The 15,782-nt window shown below is 72.6% G+C and carries 12 protein-coding genes; 3 read left to right on the forward strand and 9 right to left on the reverse strand.

The features are described from left to right. Nucleotides 1–131 precede the first annotated feature (131 nt). Nucleotides 132–605: a GNAT family N-acetyltransferase gene (locus tag ACYVK7_RS25490; protein WP_460890534.1), complete on the forward strand. Its 474-nt coding sequence runs from the start codon at nucleotides 132–134 to the stop codon at nucleotides 603–605. Between the two features lie 6 nt (nucleotides 606–611). Here the strand turns inward: ACYVK7_RS25490 and ACYVK7_RS25495 are convergent, their stop codons facing one another. Genes ACYVK7_RS25495 through ACYVK7_RS25505 form a run of 3 tightly spaced genes read right to left on the reverse strand, consistent with a single transcriptional unit; the run spans nucleotide 612 to nucleotide 3,686 of the window. Beyond that, nucleotides 612–1,253 carry a response regulator gene (locus ACYVK7_RS25495; protein WP_460890535.1) on the reverse strand — a complete coding sequence of 214 codons (642 nt, stop codon included), beginning with the start codon at nucleotides 1,251–1,253 and terminating at the stop codon, nucleotides 612–614. Further along, nucleotides 1,246–2,520 carry a sensor histidine kinase gene (locus ACYVK7_RS25500; protein WP_460890536.1) on the reverse strand — a complete coding sequence of 425 codons (1,275 nt, stop codon included), beginning with the start codon at nucleotides 2,518–2,520 and terminating at the stop codon, nucleotides 1,246–1,248. The genes ACYVK7_RS25495 and ACYVK7_RS25500 overlap by 8 nt, the downstream gene beginning before the upstream one ends. A gap of 50 nt (nucleotides 2,521–2,570) precedes the next feature. Continuing rightward, complete coding sequence (locus ACYVK7_RS25505; RefSeq protein WP_460890537.1) at nucleotides 2,571–3,686, reverse strand: hypothetical protein; 1,116 nt, start codon at nucleotides 3,684–3,686, stop codon at nucleotides 2,571–2,573. A gap of 126 nt (nucleotides 3,687–3,812) precedes the next feature. On the opposite strand from ACYVK7_RS25505, the gene ACYVK7_RS25510 reads away from it, so the two are divergent. Beyond that, nucleotides 3,813–4,571, forward strand: coding sequence for a class I SAM-dependent methyltransferase (locus tag ACYVK7_RS25510; RefSeq protein WP_460890538.1), 759 nt, complete (start codon nucleotides 3,813–3,815; stop codon nucleotides 4,569–4,571). A 51-nt stretch (nucleotides 4,572–4,622) separates the two neighbouring features. Here ACYVK7_RS25510 and ACYVK7_RS25515 read toward each other — a convergent pair whose 3' ends face one another. From ACYVK7_RS25515 to ACYVK7_RS25535, 5 genes are all read right to left on the reverse strand, one after another. Beyond that, entirely contained in the window at nucleotides 4,623–5,987 is a 1,365-nt protein-coding gene (locus ACYVK7_RS25515) for a copper amine oxidase (RefSeq protein ID WP_460890539.1), read from the reverse strand. 126 nt (nucleotides 5,988–6,113) lie between these two features. Continuing rightward, the gene (locus tag ACYVK7_RS25520; RefSeq protein WP_460890540.1) at nucleotides 6,114–8,753 is read right to left on the reverse strand and encodes a choice-of-anchor G family protein; all 2,640 of its coding nucleotides are present in this window, start codon (nucleotides 8,751–8,753) and stop codon (nucleotides 6,114–6,116) included. Nucleotides 8,754–9,156: 403 nt separating this feature from the next. After that, entirely contained in the window at nucleotides 9,157–11,493 is a 2,337-nt protein-coding gene (locus tag ACYVK7_RS25525; protein ID WP_460890541.1) for a helix-turn-helix domain-containing protein, read from the reverse strand. A 279-nt stretch (nucleotides 11,494–11,772) separates the two neighbouring features. Continuing rightward, the gene (locus ACYVK7_RS25530) at nucleotides 11,773–12,237 is read right to left on the reverse strand and encodes a hemerythrin domain-containing protein (protein WP_460890542.1); all 465 of its coding nucleotides are present in this window, start codon (nucleotides 12,235–12,237) and stop codon (nucleotides 11,773–11,775) included. 33 nt (nucleotides 12,238–12,270) lie between these two features. Further along, on the reverse strand, nucleotides 12,271–13,944 hold the full coding sequence (locus ACYVK7_RS25535) for a bifunctional ADP-dependent NAD(P)H-hydrate dehydratase/NAD(P)H-hydrate epimerase (protein ID WP_460890543.1): 1,674 nt from the start codon (nucleotides 13,942–13,944) through the stop codon (nucleotides 12,271–12,273). A gap of 169 nt (nucleotides 13,945–14,113) precedes the next feature. Here ACYVK7_RS25535 and ACYVK7_RS25540 point away from each other — a divergent pair, with 169 nt between their 5' ends. Continuing rightward, on the forward strand, nucleotides 14,114–15,163 hold the full coding sequence (locus ACYVK7_RS25540) for an LLM class F420-dependent oxidoreductase (protein WP_460890544.1): 1,050 nt from the start codon (nucleotides 14,114–14,116) through the stop codon (nucleotides 15,161–15,163). A gap of 18 nt (nucleotides 15,164–15,181) precedes the next feature. Here ACYVK7_RS25540 and ACYVK7_RS25545 read toward each other — a convergent pair whose 3' ends face one another. Next, nucleotides 15,182–15,532 (reverse strand): holo-ACP synthase, encoded by a 351-nt coding sequence (locus ACYVK7_RS25545; protein WP_460890545.1) that lies wholly within the window; start codon nucleotides 15,530–15,532, stop codon nucleotides 15,182–15,184. Nucleotides 15,533–15,782: the final 250 nt, after the last annotated feature.

A 15,782-nucleotide genomic window follows, 5' to 3' on the forward strand; every position in this document is an offset into this window, starting at 1 on the left:
GCACCCAGAGGTCACAGCACTTCGCGAAAATGTTGCGCACGAGTTCCTGGCGACCCGTTCCAGCCCGATCCACCCCTCGGCAAATCTCAGTGGTGGTGCCCGGGGCACGCACCGGCCCTACGCTGGACGGCATGGATCCGTACCGCTTTCGGCAGGCGACGCCCGAGGACGCGCAGGCGCTCCTCGACGTCGAGCGCGCTGCCGGGGTCGCGGCCCTCGGCCACATCTTCCCGCCCGGCATGTACCCGTTCCCGACCGAGGAGGTCCGGGCCAAGTGGGAGGCCGCCCTCGTCGAGCCGGGCGTCCGTGTCCTCGTGCTGGACGACGAGGGCGACACCGCGCGCCTCGCGTGCTTCGTCGCCCACGACGAACGGCTGCTGCGGCACCTGGCCGTGCACCCGTCCCGCTGGGGAGCCGGCCTCGCGCGTGCGGCGATGAACGCGGCCGTCGCCGAGATGGACGACCCGCGCCTGTGGTGCCTCTCCGACAACGACCAGGCCATCGGCTTCTACGAGCACCTGGGCTGGCGCCGCACGGGCCGCACGCAGGCGTCGGAGTTCCCGCCGTTCCCCGACCAGGTGGAGATGGTCCTCCCCAGGGACTGAACCCGGCTACAGGTCGACCAGTCCCGCCCGGTACCCGAGCACCACCGCCTGGGTCCGGTCCCGTGCCCCCAGCTTGGCGAGCACCGACGCCACGTGGGTGCGCACCGTCTCGACGCCGACCACGAGCGCCGTCGCGATCTCCGCGTTCGTCATGCCCTGCGCGACGAGGCCCAGCACCTCCCGTTCGCGCGGCGTCAGCACCGGCGCCCCCGCCACGGCGCGCGGACGCGACCGGACCAGGTCGCGCAACGCCTCCGGGTACAACAGGCTCTGCCCGACGGCGACGGTCCGGACCGCCTGCACCATCTCGTCGGCCCCCGCGCGCTTGAGCAGGAACCCGGAGGCCCCCACCAGCAGTGCGTCGAGCACGTAGCCGTCGTGCTCGAACGTCGTCACCACGAGCACGCGTGGTGGGTCCGGCAGCCGCAGCACCAGCTCGGTCGCGCGCAGGCCGTCCACCCCGGGCATCCGCACGTCCATGCAGACGACGTCCGGGCGCAGCGTGCGTGCCAGCTCGACCGCCTCGGCACCGTCACCGGCCTCACCGACCACCTGCAGGTCGGGCTCGGCGTCCAGGATGAGGCGCAGGCCGCTGCGGACGAGCGGCTCGTCGTCGGCGACGAGCACCCGGACCGGGGTGTCAGGCATCTGGGTCCTTCCGGTTGGTTCTGGCAGTGACGCGCTCGCCGCCCCGCTCGGCAGCGTGCAGAGGCGCGCAGGGCAGCGTCGCACGAAGCACCCAGCGGTCGCCGTCGCGACCCGCCTCCGCGGTGCCGCCGAACAGGGCCACCCGCTCCCGGACGCCGGACAGGCCGCGGCCCCCGGACGGACGCCGGCCGGGGCCCGCGCCGGCACGGACCGGGTTCAGGACCTCGATCCGCACCCCGTCGGCGTCGTGCCCCACGGTGAGCTCGACCGGCCCCGGGGCGCCGTGCCGGTGGGCGTTGGTGAGGGCCTCCGTGACGATCCGCTGCACGGTCCGTCCCAGCAGGGCCGGCAGGTCGGCGGGCAGGTCGATCCGCGCGGCCAGGTCCAGTCCCGCCCTGCGGTGGGCGGCGACGACGTCCCCCAGCGCGGGGGCCAGCGCGACGGGGGACGTCTCGTCGGCGCCGTCCCGGAGGACGGCGAGGAGCTGGTCGAGCTCGGTGAGCGCCGACCGCGCCGTGTCCTCGATGGCGGCAAGGGCCTCGGCCGCCGCGTCGGGGTTGGCCGCGACGACCCGTCGCCCGGCCGCGGCCTGGACGCTGACCACGGTGAGCGCGTGGCCGATCCCGTCGTGCAGCTCCCGCGCGAGACGGGTGTGCTCGGCCTCCCGGCGGGCACGGGCGAGGGCGGTCTCCATGCGGTCGTGGGGCGTGGGCCCGAGCACCCGGCCGGCGAGCGCCGACGCGGCGGCGCCCAACGGCCAGGTGGCCACGAGGGCCAGCAGCGCGAAGACGGCGCACACGACGAGCCGCAGCGTGACCTCCAGCGGGCCGGTCGGCAGCGGGATCCCCGTGTAGAACGAGTCCCCGGACCGGAGCGACTCCCCCGCGATCGCCTCGACACCGATCATCACCGCCATCGGGATGCCCGCGAACAGGCCTGCCGCCACGAGGAGTCCCGAGGCCAGGTGCCCCGCCACCCAGCCGGCGGTCCGGAACCGGTGCGCGGGCCGGGGCTCCGCCGGGACGACCAGCTCGTCGGCCACGTCGAGCAGCGCACGGGCCGCCGTGACCTCCAGCTCCCGGGCGCCGGGTACGAGCCCGAGGCCGACGGCGGCCGCTACGGTCACGACCGCCGTCAACCAGGCCGGCGGTCCCCCGACCGCGATGTTCAGCAGGCTGAAGACGAGCAGGACCAGGGCCAGCCCGATCGCCGCACCCAGCATGTGCCAGGCGAACCGCCGGGCGAGGTACCGCGTGGTCGCCTGCATGCCGTCATCCTCTCCGGTCGCGGGGTCTGTCCGCCAGGTCACGCGACGTGTCACACGGCCGTTGCCCGGTCGAGGGCCGTCTCGTCGGCGTCCGGCCGGGCCGCCCGCTCGGACCGGAGCCGGTGGGCCACGTAGCCCCAGACGGCGAGCGCCAGGGCCGGGCCCCAGTACCAGCACGGGAAGGCGATGGCACCGAGGATCTGGTCGCCGATGCTCTGCCCGCGCGCCAGGAGAAACATGGGGACGGCGGAGAAGATCAGGGTCACGGCGATCAGGCCCCCTGGCAGGGCAGCCGCCGCGATCGGCACGCGACGTCCGGCGAGGCCCGGCATCCACCGCGGGAACACCTCACCCCAGGGCCGGATCAGGCCGAGGGTGAGAAAGAAGCCGAGCCAGGCGGCGCTGGACAGCGTGAGCCCCCAGATCCGGGTGGACAGGTCCATGTCGGGGAAGCCGAGCTGCGGCCACGGCGTGAACCAGGTGAGCCGGATCAGGGCGTAGGGCAGCGGTCCGGTGGCGGCGACGATCGTGATCGCGCGGCGGTGCCTGACGACCCAGGCGGTGGCACGTTCCAGGGTGGACCTGCCGGACAGCGCCTGGACGCCGACGACGGCCCACAGCATGCCGAGCACGAGGACGAGCAGCGTGACGAGGACCGAGGCCCCCTGAGCAGCGAAGCCCGTGAGGATCCCCGCCACCAGCCCGGCGAGGGCGTCACGACCCAGGAAGCCGCCGACGCCGAGCGCCAGCAGGCCGGGCACCCCGACCGTCCAGCGGGCCACCCGGTAGTGCCGCACCAGCTGGACGAGCATGACCACGACCGCGACGGGCATGGCCATCGCGACGAGGTAGCCCATGGTCGACAGGGGGCCGGTGCCCTGCAGCAGCACCCCGAACACGACCAGCTGGAGCACACCGGCCCCGATGCGGCCCCGGGCGCCCAGGGCTCCGGCGAGCCCTGCGATCCCTGCCGCGACGCCGGTCAGGGCGATGACGACGTGCGTGGTCGTGGCGACGTCCTGCCCCGCGAGCTGCGCGAGGAGCGCCGAGACGGGGTCTGCGTAGGGGTTGGGCCAGAGCCCGAGCATCCAGGCGAGGCCGAGCAGCGCGGTGGCGCCGCTCGCGACGGTGGCGCCGGCGAGCGTGGCGCGGGTGAGACGTTGCATGACGGTTCCCTCTCGGTCGGTCGTGCGGTATGCCTTCACACTCCCGTTCCGTGGGTGCCGCCCCCCTCCCCCGGCCGGGGGATATCGGCTGGTGGCCGGGGGATCCTCGGGGTTAGTTTCGCGGGCATGACGTTCGACGAGGAGATCGCCGAGGGGCTGGCGGTCCCGACCGACGGCTGGGACTTCTCCTGGTTCGCGGGACGGGCCACCGAGGAGCGTCCGGGCTGGGGCTACGTGCGGCTGTGCGGCGAGCGTCTGGGCCGGGCCGGCGCGGTGCTCGACGTCGACACGGGTGGAGGCGAGGTCTTCGCCGAGGCACTCGGGCTGGCGGACCGCGTGCCCGCCACGGCGCGGGCCACTGAGGGCTGGGCACCCAACCACGAGCTCGCCTCGGCGGCCCTGCGCCCGTTCGGCGGCGAGGTGGCGCTCGTGGACGGCCGCACCGCGCTGCCCTACCCCGACCGCACGTTCGACCTCGTCATGAGCCGCCACCCGGTCTCGTTCCCGTACGCCGAGGCCGCGCGCGTGCTGGCCCCTGCCGGCACCCTGCTGGTCCAGGAGGTCGGGGCGGGTTCGAACCGTGCCCTGTACGAGTTCCTGATGGGGCCGCAGGCGAACCGCGACGCCGAGTACCTGGACGAGGTTCGCGCGCGGGTCGCCGCAGTGGGCCTCGACCTGGTGCGGCTCCAGGACGCCCTGACGCGGGTGGAGTTCTTCGACCTGGCGGCGGTGGTGCACTTTCTGCGCAAGGTCCTGTGGACCGTGCCCGACTTCTCGGTCGAGCGGTACGACGACCGGCTGCGGGCGCTCCGGGAGCACATCGCGGAGCACGGCTCGTTCGTCTGCCACAGCCGCCGCACGCTCGTGGAGGCGCGGAAGGCGTGAGCACGTGGGGCCGGGCCGGCGGCCGGGTCAGCGGCCGGGTCAGCGGCCGGGTCAGGGCCGTTCGGCCGGCTTCCCGTTCACGTCCTCGCGGGCCTGCGGCACGTCGACGCGCTGCGCCGTCAGGTCGCGGGGCGTCAGGGTGAAGCCCTGCCAGTGCATCTCCATGGGGCTCTGGTCCTCGTCACGGGCCACGTGGTGGAACCCGACGGCGACCCACGTGACGACGTCGGACAGCTTCTCCTCGTCCTGCGCGAAGTCGAGCACCCCCGAACCGCACAGGCCCTCCTTGTTCGCGGTGGCGAAGAGCTGGCAGTCGTCCGCCTCGGTGAACGCGACGGTGTAGCCCGCCTGGTCGCTGTCGTCGTGGCGGTGGTCCTTCGTGAACTCGAACGGCGTCGTCGCGCCGACCTCCACCTGGTAGGAGATCTCGTGCCCGTCCTCGTTGAGCACGTCGGGGTTCATGACCCGCCACCAGCGCCGGTCCGCGGCCTCGGCGGTACCCTCGCGCGGGATCCGGGTGAGACCGCCCTCGACGAGCGGGGACCGCGGGCCCTGCTCGCCGGTCGGCGCGGCGTCGTACTGCTCCACGACCTGGCCGCCCTGCCCGCCGAGCGCCCAGTGCACCCGCCAGACGGCGTTGTGCGAGTGGCTCGTGGCGTAGTCCGAGTCCCCGGGGCCGACCGGCCAGCCGTGGGCCGGGTCGTCGCCGTAGTCCTCGGGCGACAGGTCACCGGTCGCGCCGAGGTCGGACCGGATGGTGCCGTCGCTGCCGAACGTGTACTGGCTGACGTACTCGTACCAGCCCACCTTCGAGATCGTCGCGAGCCGGAGGTCCGTGCGCCGCGCCACCTCGGTCCCCGCGCTGTCGCTGCTGCGGTACGCGATACCGCCGTCGACCACCTCCTGGCAGAGCACGGGGCGCCGCTCACCGCCGCCGCCCATCGACCCGTCGCCGATCTTCGGCACGTAGGTCTCGATGCGTTCACCCAGGCACTCGGTCTCGGTCAGCGTCATCATCTGCCGGCCGCCGAAGCCCTGGGTGGTGATGTCCTCGGTGTTGCGCAGGCCGGTGTCGTAGGGGACCTCCAGCTGCCCGATGGACAGCGCGGCCAGCACCTGCACCGGCTCGCGCCCGGTGGGGGCGAAGTGCACGTCCTCGAGCACCAGCCCGCGGTCGGGGTCGACCCGCCAGCACATGGTCCACGTGGAACCGCTGAGCAGCTCCTGCGTGATCGGTTCGTTCTGCGGGCACCTCAGGTCCACGGCGCCGGACGACGCCGACTCGTCCCCCCGCGGCACCGGTGCCGCGGGCAGTGCTTGCTCCACCACCAGGATCGCGGCCACGACGAGTGCGACGATGGCCCCCGCCGCCACGATCGCCGCTACCACCCCACGTCTCGGCGACACGTCAGGCACGGCTCCCCCTTTGATCTCGAGCCGAGGGCCGCGTGCGGACCGTCGGCGTACAGGACCGGCCCGGTGCGACGACGTCGCACCGGGCCGGTCTTACTGCGTCAGACACTTGCTCCTTGAGTCAGTGACTCAGTTCGACAGCTTGCCCATCGCCGAGGCGAAGGCCTGGCTGATCTCGCGACGACGCTTGATCATGACCGCACCGGCGCCCAGGAGCAGCACCATGGCGGCGATGAGGGCCGTCACGTTCGCGCCCGTCGCGGCGAGGTCGCCGTCACCGGCACCGTTGTCGCCCGCGCCGGCGCCGGAGTCGTCGCCGTCACCCGAGCCGCCACCGGTCGAACCACCGATGACGATGATCGGCACCTGAGCGCCCTCGCTGCCGTCGTCCGGCTGAGCGTCGACGATGATGACACCCGGCGGGGTCCCCTCGGGAACCGTGATCGGGGTCGTGAACCCGCAGTCCTCGTCAACCTTCACGGTGACCGGGTCACCGATGTTGTTGCCCTGGGTGTCCTTGAGCTGGACGGTGACGTTGGCGCCGGCCGGGAAGCCGGTGCCCGTGACCATGACCTCGGCGCCTGCCTCGACCGCGGCCGGGTCAGCGACGATGGTCGGGTCCGTGCACTCCTCACCCGGGGGGTTCGTGCCCGGCGTCAGGATCTCGAGCGGCGCCTCGGCGCCCGGGCTGCCGTCCTCGGGCTCGGCCTCGACGACGTGGTCGCCGGGCTCTGCGTCCTCAGGAACCGTCAGGTCCGTGATGAAGCCACAGGCCTCGTCCGGGATGACCGTGATCGGGTCGCCGACCGGGTTGCCCTCGGCGTCGCGCAGCTGCACGACGACCGGGACGCCGGCCGGGAAGCCCTGCCCCACGACCGAGACGGTGTCGCCCGGGTAGGCAGCGCCCGGCTCGACGGTCAGGGTCGGGTCCATGGCGCAGATGTCGGAGCCTGCGACCACTGCCAGCGGAGCCTCAGCGTCCTGACCGGTGGTGTCGTCCGTACCCACGACCGGGTAGATGCCGAGCTCGGCGTCAGCCGGAACCGGGACCGGGACACTGAAGCCACCCTCCGAGTCGGTGTCGACCGGGATGGCGTCGCCCACCGGGTTGCCGTCGGGGTCGGTCAGCTGAACGGTCGCGGTCGAGTCAGGCGTGTAGCCCACGCCCGTCGCGATGGTCGACTGGCCGGGAGCGACCGTGACGGGGTCCACCGAGATCGACGGGTCGATCTCACCGGGGTTGCCACCGTCGCCACCGGGCGAGATGCGGACCGCCGCGTTGCCGAGGTTGATCCGTGCGACCTCGTTGGCCGGCAGCAGCGCGATGCTGAGCGCGTTCAGGTCGAACGAGGTGACGACCTCGGCCGCCGCCGTCGAGGTCGGGGTGACCTCGGAGCTCTCCGACACCTGGCGGTTGATCGTGATCGAGAGGACCTCGGCGAGGACGTCGAAGACCGGCGAGAGCAGCTCGCGGATCGGCTCCGTGATGGCGCCCGTCTTGAGGTCGTTGATCAGCAGCTCGAAGATCTCGTCGCCCTCGTCGCTGATCACCAGGTCGTACACCGGCGCGAGGAGCTCGGAGACTGCCGGGCCCAGCGTGTTGATGGTGTTGACCAGAACGGTCGCGACCGGCGCCATGCCGCCCGTGCTGTTGTCCACGGCCTCGGGGAAGTTGCCGTCCACCGCGGAGGTGAGCGGGATCGACCACGACACGTCGAGGGTGCCCAGCGGGCCCTCCTCGTAGAAGGCGAGGTTGACCGTCACGGCGTCGAGGGAGTCCTCGATCGCGCCGAGGAGGATGTTGGTGACTTCCTCCATGAGCTCGTGCACGGTCTCCGCGATGAGCGGGTAGGTCGTGTCGTCGATGAGCTCGGTGTTCGGCGGCAGACCGTTGAGGCCCTGCTCGCTCCCGTCCGGGTTGTCGATGAGCTGGTCGAGGTGCACCTGGAGCTCACCCGTCGACAGGTCGATGGTGATGAGCTGGTTGGCCGAGGTGATCGGCTCCGCCGTGACGGAGTCGAACAGCGTGCCCTGCATGTTGCTGTCGACGGTGATCGAGGGCGTCGGAACACCCGGGACCGCGTCGAAGAGGCCGGTCAGGGCGCTGTCGTCCAGGTTCGTGTTGACGAGGTCCTCGACGGCGGTGTCGATCGAGCCACCGATGTCGTTGATGGACGCGGCAGCGTCCTCGATGACCGGCGAGTGCAGCGACAGGTCCAGGTCGGCGACGCGGTACTGGCCGAGGCCACCCACACCGTCCTGGTCCAGGATCACGCCGTCCTCGGCGCGCACCTCTGCGGCACCGGCACCGACCTCCAGCAGGAGCTGGTCGACGATCTCGTCCGTCAGGCTGTCCACGCCCAGCAGGCGCGCGACCGACAGGACGTCGACGGACGCCTTGCCGAAGTCCTCGGTCTCGCCGTCCAGCGTGATGCCGCCGTCCGCGCCGAGCAGCCCGGAGACCGCGTGCGCGTCGACCGGGGACGACGCCTCGCTCTTGCTGGCCAGCGCACCGAGCTGACCGAAGTCAAGGATCTCGTCGAGGGGAACCTCGACGTCACCGATGCGGACGAGCTCCGAGCCGAGCAGCTCGACGTTGAGGTTGCCCTCGTTGGGACCGGGGTTCGAGACAGAGCCGGCATCCGAGTAGGCGGCTGCGAGCAGCGCCTCCTGGAAGAGCGTCGAGTCAAGGACGCTCGCGGCGGCCTCGGACGGCTCCTCCGGGTAGTTGTCCACTGCGACCGCGGGCAGCCCGGTGGTCGTGACCACGACTGCTGTTGCCGCGGCCGTCGCCAGGGACCGGCGCCACGGGACGCTTCCCCTCCGGCGTCGGGACGGTACTTGCGTTCGGTTCAAGAGAACTCACTCCTCCATATTCACGCTTCAAGAAAAGCGTCCGGATCGGTACGTGATCACGTCCGGATCGGTTGGGGCGGGGCGTATGACACACCGGTGCCCGGCCTTTAGCGAACAGTGGTTCTCAGGGACCTGCCAGGCAGGGCCGCAATCGTGCGCTGACGCAAACCAACGCAACCAGCCGTGCGTTCGGCGCGTTCGGGGGCGCGACAAAGGCACCGGCACGCACACTGCCGGAAAGAAGTGAAGGTAGTCCGAAATGCCGGGTGAAAGGCATCGGCATTAGCGGGTGAAAAACCTGCGCTCGACTTGCGCGTCAGCCGCCGGCGAGCCAAGCGGGCGGACGGGTCTCGGCGAGCCGCACGAGGTCCCTCCGGTCCCGGATGCCGAGCGTGGCGTACGCGCGGCGCAGCCGGTTCACGACGGTCCGCTCCGACACGAACGTCGCCTGTGCGATCTGTGAGTTCGTCGCGCCGTGCACCGCGAGCCGCACCATCTCCCGCTCGTGGCCGCCGAGCACCTCCCACTCGGGCCCGGTGCCACCGTTCGCGTCCGCCTCGGCGAGAAACACGTCGATGCCGCGCAGCCAGCCCGACATCCCGGCCAGCCGCACGAGAGTCCTGGCCTCGTCGAGCATCGCCTCGCCCGTCGCGCGACCACCACGGGTCACGGCGTACCGGCCGTACGCGACCAGCATGCGCGCGCGCTGCCAGGGCGACATGGGCGCCGGCGGCGTGTGCAGGGCGGCCTCGAACGCCGCCGAAGGCACCCCGTCGTCAGCCAGCAGCGCATGGAGCCGGGAGCAGGCGGCCGCGACATCGGGGGCCGACAGCTCCTCCGGAGCGAGTGGCGGGTCCAGCAGCCGCTGGGCCCGCGGCCCGACGTTGCCGGGCGGCGTCGATGCCATCACGGCCTCCACGAGGTCGCAGCGCACCTGCACCCGTCCCCGGTACGGCCAGCCACAGTGCTCGAGCGCGATGGTCAGCAGCGCCACGGCCCCTTCGGCCTGCCCGACGACAAGGTGCGCGGCACCCAGGTCCGCCGCGTACTCGCCGAGCACCCGCGCCGACCAGCTGCCCGCCTGGGCGGGCATCGTGCTCGCCGGCACGGTCCCCTCGACCACGGCGTCCGCGGCGGCACGCATGCCGCGGGCAGGCAGCCACCCGTCGACCGACGGACGCAGCTCCGCCGCGTGCGCGAGGTGCGCGCGCACATCGGCGGACCGTCCGTCGAACGCGGCGACCCGCGCCGCCGCGAGGTCACGAGCGACGATCTCCGCCACCGTGCGGCCCGGCGTCGCGCCGGAGTGGTCGGCCAGCAGGCCGCGCGCTCCGACCACGTCGCCCAGCAGCAGGAGGGCGCGCACCTGGAGGTCGACGCCCACCCAGTCCTGACCGGGCGTCGGACCGATCAGCCGCAGGTCCGCCCGGAGCGCCGCGGGGTCCTCGAGGTCTCCGGCGTCCTCGAGGTGCAGCAGGGCCTCGGCGACCCGCGCGCCCGCGGCGCGCGCTGCGGCGCCGGTACCCGACGGATCGCTCCACCACAGGTGGTCCGTCCACTCGGGCCCCACGCCCTGCGGCACCAGCGGGCCGCCACCGTGGTCCCGCCAGACGCGGCCGGCCATCAGGGACACCCCTACCGCACGCGCGGCCAGTCGAGCGTCCGGCACCGCCGCCACGGTTGCCCAGGCCCGCCCGGGCAGCTCGTCCAGGTGCAGCCCGTCCAGGACCCTCCGCGCCGTGTCCGGCACGGCGGTGCGGTCCACGAGGTCCACCGGCGGGGCCTCCCGTCCGTCGCCGTCGGCCCCGCGCGCCTCCCGGCACAGCAGCGCGAGCAGCGGGTGCCGCACGGTCGCACGGTCGTCCCTGCGCACCACCGACGCGCCACCGAGGGTGGCGGTCGCGAGCGCCGTCATCGTCGCCGGGTCGAGCCCGGCCAGCAGCGCGCGGTACGCCCGCCGGGCCGCCGACCCGACACTCTCCGGCCCGGTCCACGCGACGTCCCCGCCCAGCTCGGCGGCGCTCAGGGAGCCCGCGAGCTCGAGGGCGAGCCGGGGATTGCCGGCGCTCCACCACCGCAGGTGCTCGACCACGTCGGCCGCCACCGGGACGCTGAGCTCCATGTCGAGCACGCGCCGCAGCGACATCCGGTCGAGCGGGCCCAGCTCGAGCACCTCCACGTCGTCGGAGAGCTGCTCGACGGCGATGCTCCGCACCGCGGCGATCACGCGCCAGTCCTGGCCGTACGCCTCGTCGGCGAGGTGCTGGAGCCAGCGCGCACGCTCCGCGGTCAGCACGCCCACGTCGTCGATGAACAGGACGCGCGGCCCCGGCCCGCTGTCTCCGGCCCAGACCGAGACCGCGCGCAGGAAGCCTGTGGCGTCGAAGCCGGCGTCGTGCCCCTCGTGGTCAGGGACCGACCAGGCGGACAGGTCGATACGGCGGTTGTTGTCCAGGTCGTGGGCCGAGGGTCGTGGCGAGCACGGCCGCACCACCCGGACCGCGGACGATCCGGCTCCGACCTGCTTCAGTGCCTGGAGCACCGTCGCGGTCTTGCCGATGCCGCTCAGCCCGCGCACGACCAGGACCGTCGGGTCCAGATCGGTCGCGAAGTGGCCGATGACCCGCAGCTCTCGATCACGCCCGTGGACCACGAGGTCTCTCCCCCTGCTGCCTGCCTGGCTCGACCATGCCGTCGGCACTGCCGAAGGCACCGCCATGGAAGGCCCGTAACTTGATGGCACGCATACCCCAATTCGCCACTTACATGAACATTTATCAGTAGCGCCTCAGGAGTCTATGACAAGAGATGAATCGTGCAGGGCGTGGCTGTGGTACGGGATATTACGGCTCTACTTGGCGCATCTCGGGCGGGTGCGAGAAAATCGCGCACGCGAAAGCCGGGAGAATACTCATTTGGGGAGAATCAGACATCACGCGAGCGGGCCGAGCAATTCCCGTCTGTCCGACTCCGGCCGGTCCGCACCGTCGAGCACACCGACGAGCTTCTTCTCCTCGTACCGGAAATGCGTCTCCATCACGGCCTCGATGCCGTCGAGGTGCCGCGTCAGCTCGTCGCGGCCGGAACCGGACCTCGCGGCACGCTCCAGATCGCCCAGCAGGTGGTCCAGCATCGAGTGGTCCCGCTTCAGGTCGGCGACCACGGGCGCCAGGCCTGGCTCTGCCGCCAGCACGACGTCGAAGAGCGTCGCGTCCTCGCTGCGGTGGTGGCCGGTCAGCGCCGCACAGAAGCCCACGCAGTAGAGCTGGAGGTCACGCGCCGCCGTCGGCCCGGTCGCGCCGCCGTCGACGGCGGACCGGGCCAGGGCAAGTGCGTCACGCAGCCGCCGGTGGACCTCTCGCAGCTCCTGGCCCCAGGCGACGACGCGTTGACTCATCGCCGCCACCCTACCCAGCCCGAGCTGCCGCCGTCAGGCGCCCAACAGCTCGGCGAGGACGGCCGGGACCGCCCGGGCGATCTCCAGCGCTGCCACGGGACCGCCCGCGGACGCACGGGCCGCGGCGCGACCGTGCACCAGCACGGCGGCGGCCGCGAGCCGGGCCGCGAGCGTCTCGTCCTCGACGACGTCGGCCGAGCGGCCGGCGAGCAGCGTCCCGAGGATCCCGGCGAGCACGTCACCCGTGCCGGCCGTGGCCGCCCAGGCCGGCGCATCGGCCTGCGTGTAGACGTCACCGGGCCCTGCCACCACGGTGATGGCACCCTTGAGCAGCACCGTGGCGCCAGTCGCCTGGTGTGCCGTCCGGACCCAGCGCAGCGGTTGTGCCTCGACGGCAGCCCGGTCCACGTCGTGCCCCAGGCCCTGCAGCAGCTCGGCGAGCTCACCGGCGTGCGGCGTCAGCACCGCCCAGGCCGGCAGCCGGTGCTCCAGCATGGTGAGCGCGCCCGCGTCGATGACGGCGGGCATCTTGCCGCCGGTGACATCCTCGGACAGCACACCGGTCACGGCCGCGAGCGCCCCGAAGATCCTGCGGGCCTGGCCGTCGCCGTCGGGCCCGGATTCCGGGTCGACCGCCGGTACCCCGGGTCCGAGGACCCAGGCCTGCACGCGACCGCCCGCCACGACGACCTCGGGTCGGGCCAGCAGCACTCGGGTGCCGACCGCCTCGGGGCCCAGGTAGCGCACCATGCCGGGTCCGGCGAGCACGGCACCCGACGTCGCGAGGACCGCGGCGCCCGGGTAGGTGCTCGTCCCGGCGATCACCCCGACGACGCCTCGCGTGTACTTGTGGTCGTGCGGGCCCGGGATGGGCCACAGCGCGGCCACGTCGGCCGGCTCCAGGCGCCGCACCCGGCCCGCGGGGTCCGTGCCGGTCATCGCGTGCCGGCCCGTCGTCACGCCCCAGACCGACCCCGACCACCCCTCACCGTCCGCGACGGCGGGGAAGCCGACGTCCACGAGCTCGACCTCTCCGGCGAGGTGCGCAGCGGGAGGCAGGACCAGGCCCGGCTTGAGCGCGCCGAACGTGACCGTGCGGTCGGCGGGCAGGACCGGGCCGAGCACGGCACCGTCGTCCACCCCGATCCCGCTCGGGATGTCCACGGCGACGGTGTACGGCCACTGCTCGCCTGCCGTCTCGCGGGCTTCCGCGAGCGTGCGCACGAGCCCGCCGGCCGGCGGGCGCAGCGCACCCCGAGCGCCCACGCCGACCAAACCGTCGAGGATGACGTCGGCGGCGAGAGCGGCGCGCACCACCGTGGGGACCCGGATGTCGGCGAGCGTCAGCACCTTGCCGCCGGCCGTCCGGAACGCGGCGAGGCCTTCCTCGTGCGCCCGCGTGGATGCCAGGACCGCGGTGACCGTCATGCCGCGCCGCGCGAGGCGCGCACCGGCGAACAGGGTGTCCCCGCCGTTGTTGCCGGGACCCACGAGCAGGAGCGCGTGCGCGCCACGCACGTCTCCCCGTGCCGCCGCCCGGCGGGGCCGGACCCGTGCCGTGCCAGGGAGTCCGTCGGAACCGAGGCTGCCGCGCAGCCGGGCGGTCCCGGGGCGTCCGGGCCGGCGGTCCGGCGAGCGTCCGTCGGCGGCGCGCACCGCCACCTCTCTGAGCACCGTCTGAGCCAGCCCGTACGCCGCTCGGGCCATGAGCGGCTCGCCGGCTGCGATCAGTGGCTCTTCGGCCTTTCGTACCTCGTCGGAACTCCACGCGTCTTTCACAGTCCTATAGTGCCGCGTCCCCACCGTCCGAGGTACCAAAACCCGCCATTGTGGACCGTCCCTCCCGCTCGGAACCTGGTCGGCATAAGGTCGGGCCATGCGATTCGGACTCTTCATCCCGCAGGGCTGGCGCCTCGACCTGGTCGACATCGCGCCCGCCGACCAGTGGGCCACCATGCTGTCCCTTGTCCACCGTGCGGAGAACCAGGCTGCCGGAGAGGCCGTCCCCGGGGGCGAGTTCGCCTGGTCCTCCGCGTGGGTCTACGACCACTTCCACACCGTGCCGCAGGTCACCACGGAGGCTACGCACGAGGCCTGGACCCTGATGGCGGCGTTCGCCGCGGCGACCCAGCGCATCCGCCTGGGCCAGATGTGCACCTGCATGGCGTACCGCAACCCGGCTCACCTCGCCAAGATCGCCTCGACCGTCGACACCGTGTCCGGCGGCCGCGTCGAGATGGGCATCGGAGCAGGCTGGTACGAGCACGAGTGGCGCGCCTACGGCCACGGCTTCCCGTCAGCGGGCGACCGCCTGCGCGCGCTCGACGAGGGCGTGCAGATCATGTCCAGCATGTGGCGCACCGGATCGTCCGGCACGTTCGAGGGCAAGCACTACCAGGTCGACGGTGCGCTCTGCTACCCGCAGCCGCTGCAGCAGCTGCCGGTGGGGGACGGCGGCGCCGAGGTGCCGTCGATCCCGCTCTGGATCGCCGGTGGCGGCGAGAAGAAGACGCTGCGCATCGCCGCGCAGCACGCCCAGTACACGAACTTCGACGGCTCGCCCGAGGGTTTCGCGCACAAGTCGCGTGTGCTGGAGGCGCACTGCCAGGATGTGGGCCGGGACTTCGGCGAGATCACCCGGTCGGCCGACTACAACGTGGTGATCGGTGAGTCCGAGGCCGACGTCGCCGACCGCCTGGCCTGGATCGAGGCGCACCTGCGCAGGTCGGCGCCCGAGAAGGCCGACCACGAGATGAACACCTGGCGAGCCGGGCTTCTGGTCGGCACGCCCGAGCAGATCGTCGAACGGCTGCAGGACATGCGGGCACGCGGCCTGGAGTACGCGATCACGTACTTCCAGGAGGCCGCCTACGACCAGTCGGGTCTCGAGCTCTTCGAGAAGCAGGTCATCCCAGAGCTCCAGTAACCGCCGGACCCCAGGAGCTCACCCCTCCGCGATCACCATGGCGGACGCGATCCCGGCGTCGTGCGAGATCGTGATGTGCCAGGTGCGCACGCCGAGCTCGGCGGCGCGGGCGGCGACAGTGCCGCTCGCGTCGATCCGGGGCGGCCCGCCCACCGTGCGGTGCACCGTGACGTCGTGCCAGCGGAGGTTCCCTGGGGCGCCCAGCGACTTGGCGATGGCCTCCTTCGCCGCGAACCTCGCCGCCAGGGACGACGGCGGCAGGTCGCGCTCGGCCTCCGTGAACAGCCTGTCGCGCAGCCGGGGCGTGCGGTCGAGCGTCTCCATGAACCGGTTCACGTCGACCACGTCGATGCCCGTCCCGATGATCATTGACTCAGCCTACGGTCGACGGCGCCGCCACCTGCGCGCGCGCACTCTCGCCTTGCATCGGGTGCCCGTTTTGAGGCACTCTGTTCCAGTAATATTGAAGTAAAGGTGGCGCCTGCATCGTACCGGCAAGGCGTCATCTTTCATGCTGAGGAGGCTGCCATGCCCGAGGACGACGACAAGCTTCCCTTCCCCGTGCTCATGGTCGTCATCTTCGGCGTCGTGATCGCGGCGATCGTCAGCCTGCTCGTGT

The sequence above is a fragment of the Promicromonospora xylanilytica genome, assembly GCF_054782895.1.

Excerpts from the sequence above, each read along its gene's own strand:
- ACYVK7_RS25490 (WP_460890534.1), top strand. The coding sequence starts at position 132 with ATGGATCCGTACCGCTTTCGGCAGGCGACGCCCGAGGACGCGCAGGCG.
- ACYVK7_RS25495 (WP_460890535.1), bottom strand. The coding sequence starts at position 1,253 with ATGCCTGACACCCCGGTCCGGGTGCTCGTCGCCGACGACGAGCCGCTC.
- ACYVK7_RS25500 (WP_460890536.1), bottom strand. The coding sequence starts at position 2,520 with ATGCAGGCGACCACGCGGTACCTCGCCCGGCGGTTCGCCTGGCACATG.
- ACYVK7_RS25505 (WP_460890537.1), bottom strand. The coding sequence starts at position 3,686 with ATGCAACGTCTCACCCGCGCCACGCTCGCCGGCGCCACCGTCGCGAGC.
- ACYVK7_RS25510 (WP_460890538.1), top strand. The coding sequence starts at position 3,813 with ATGACGTTCGACGAGGAGATCGCCGAGGGGCTGGCGGTCCCGACCGAC.
- ACYVK7_RS25530 (WP_460890542.1), bottom strand. The coding sequence starts at position 12,237 with ATGAGTCAACGCGTCGTCGCCTGGGGCCAGGAGCTGCGAGAGGTCCAC.
- ACYVK7_RS25535 (WP_460890543.1), bottom strand. The coding sequence starts at position 13,944 with ATGGCCCGAGCGGCGTACGGGCTGGCTCAGACGGTGCTCAGAGAGGTG.
- ACYVK7_RS25540 (WP_460890544.1), top strand. The coding sequence starts at position 14,114 with ATGCGATTCGGACTCTTCATCCCGCAGGGCTGGCGCCTCGACCTGGTC.
- ACYVK7_RS25545 (WP_460890545.1), bottom strand. The coding sequence starts at position 15,532 with ATGATCATCGGGACGGGCATCGACGTGGTCGACGTGAACCGGTTCATG.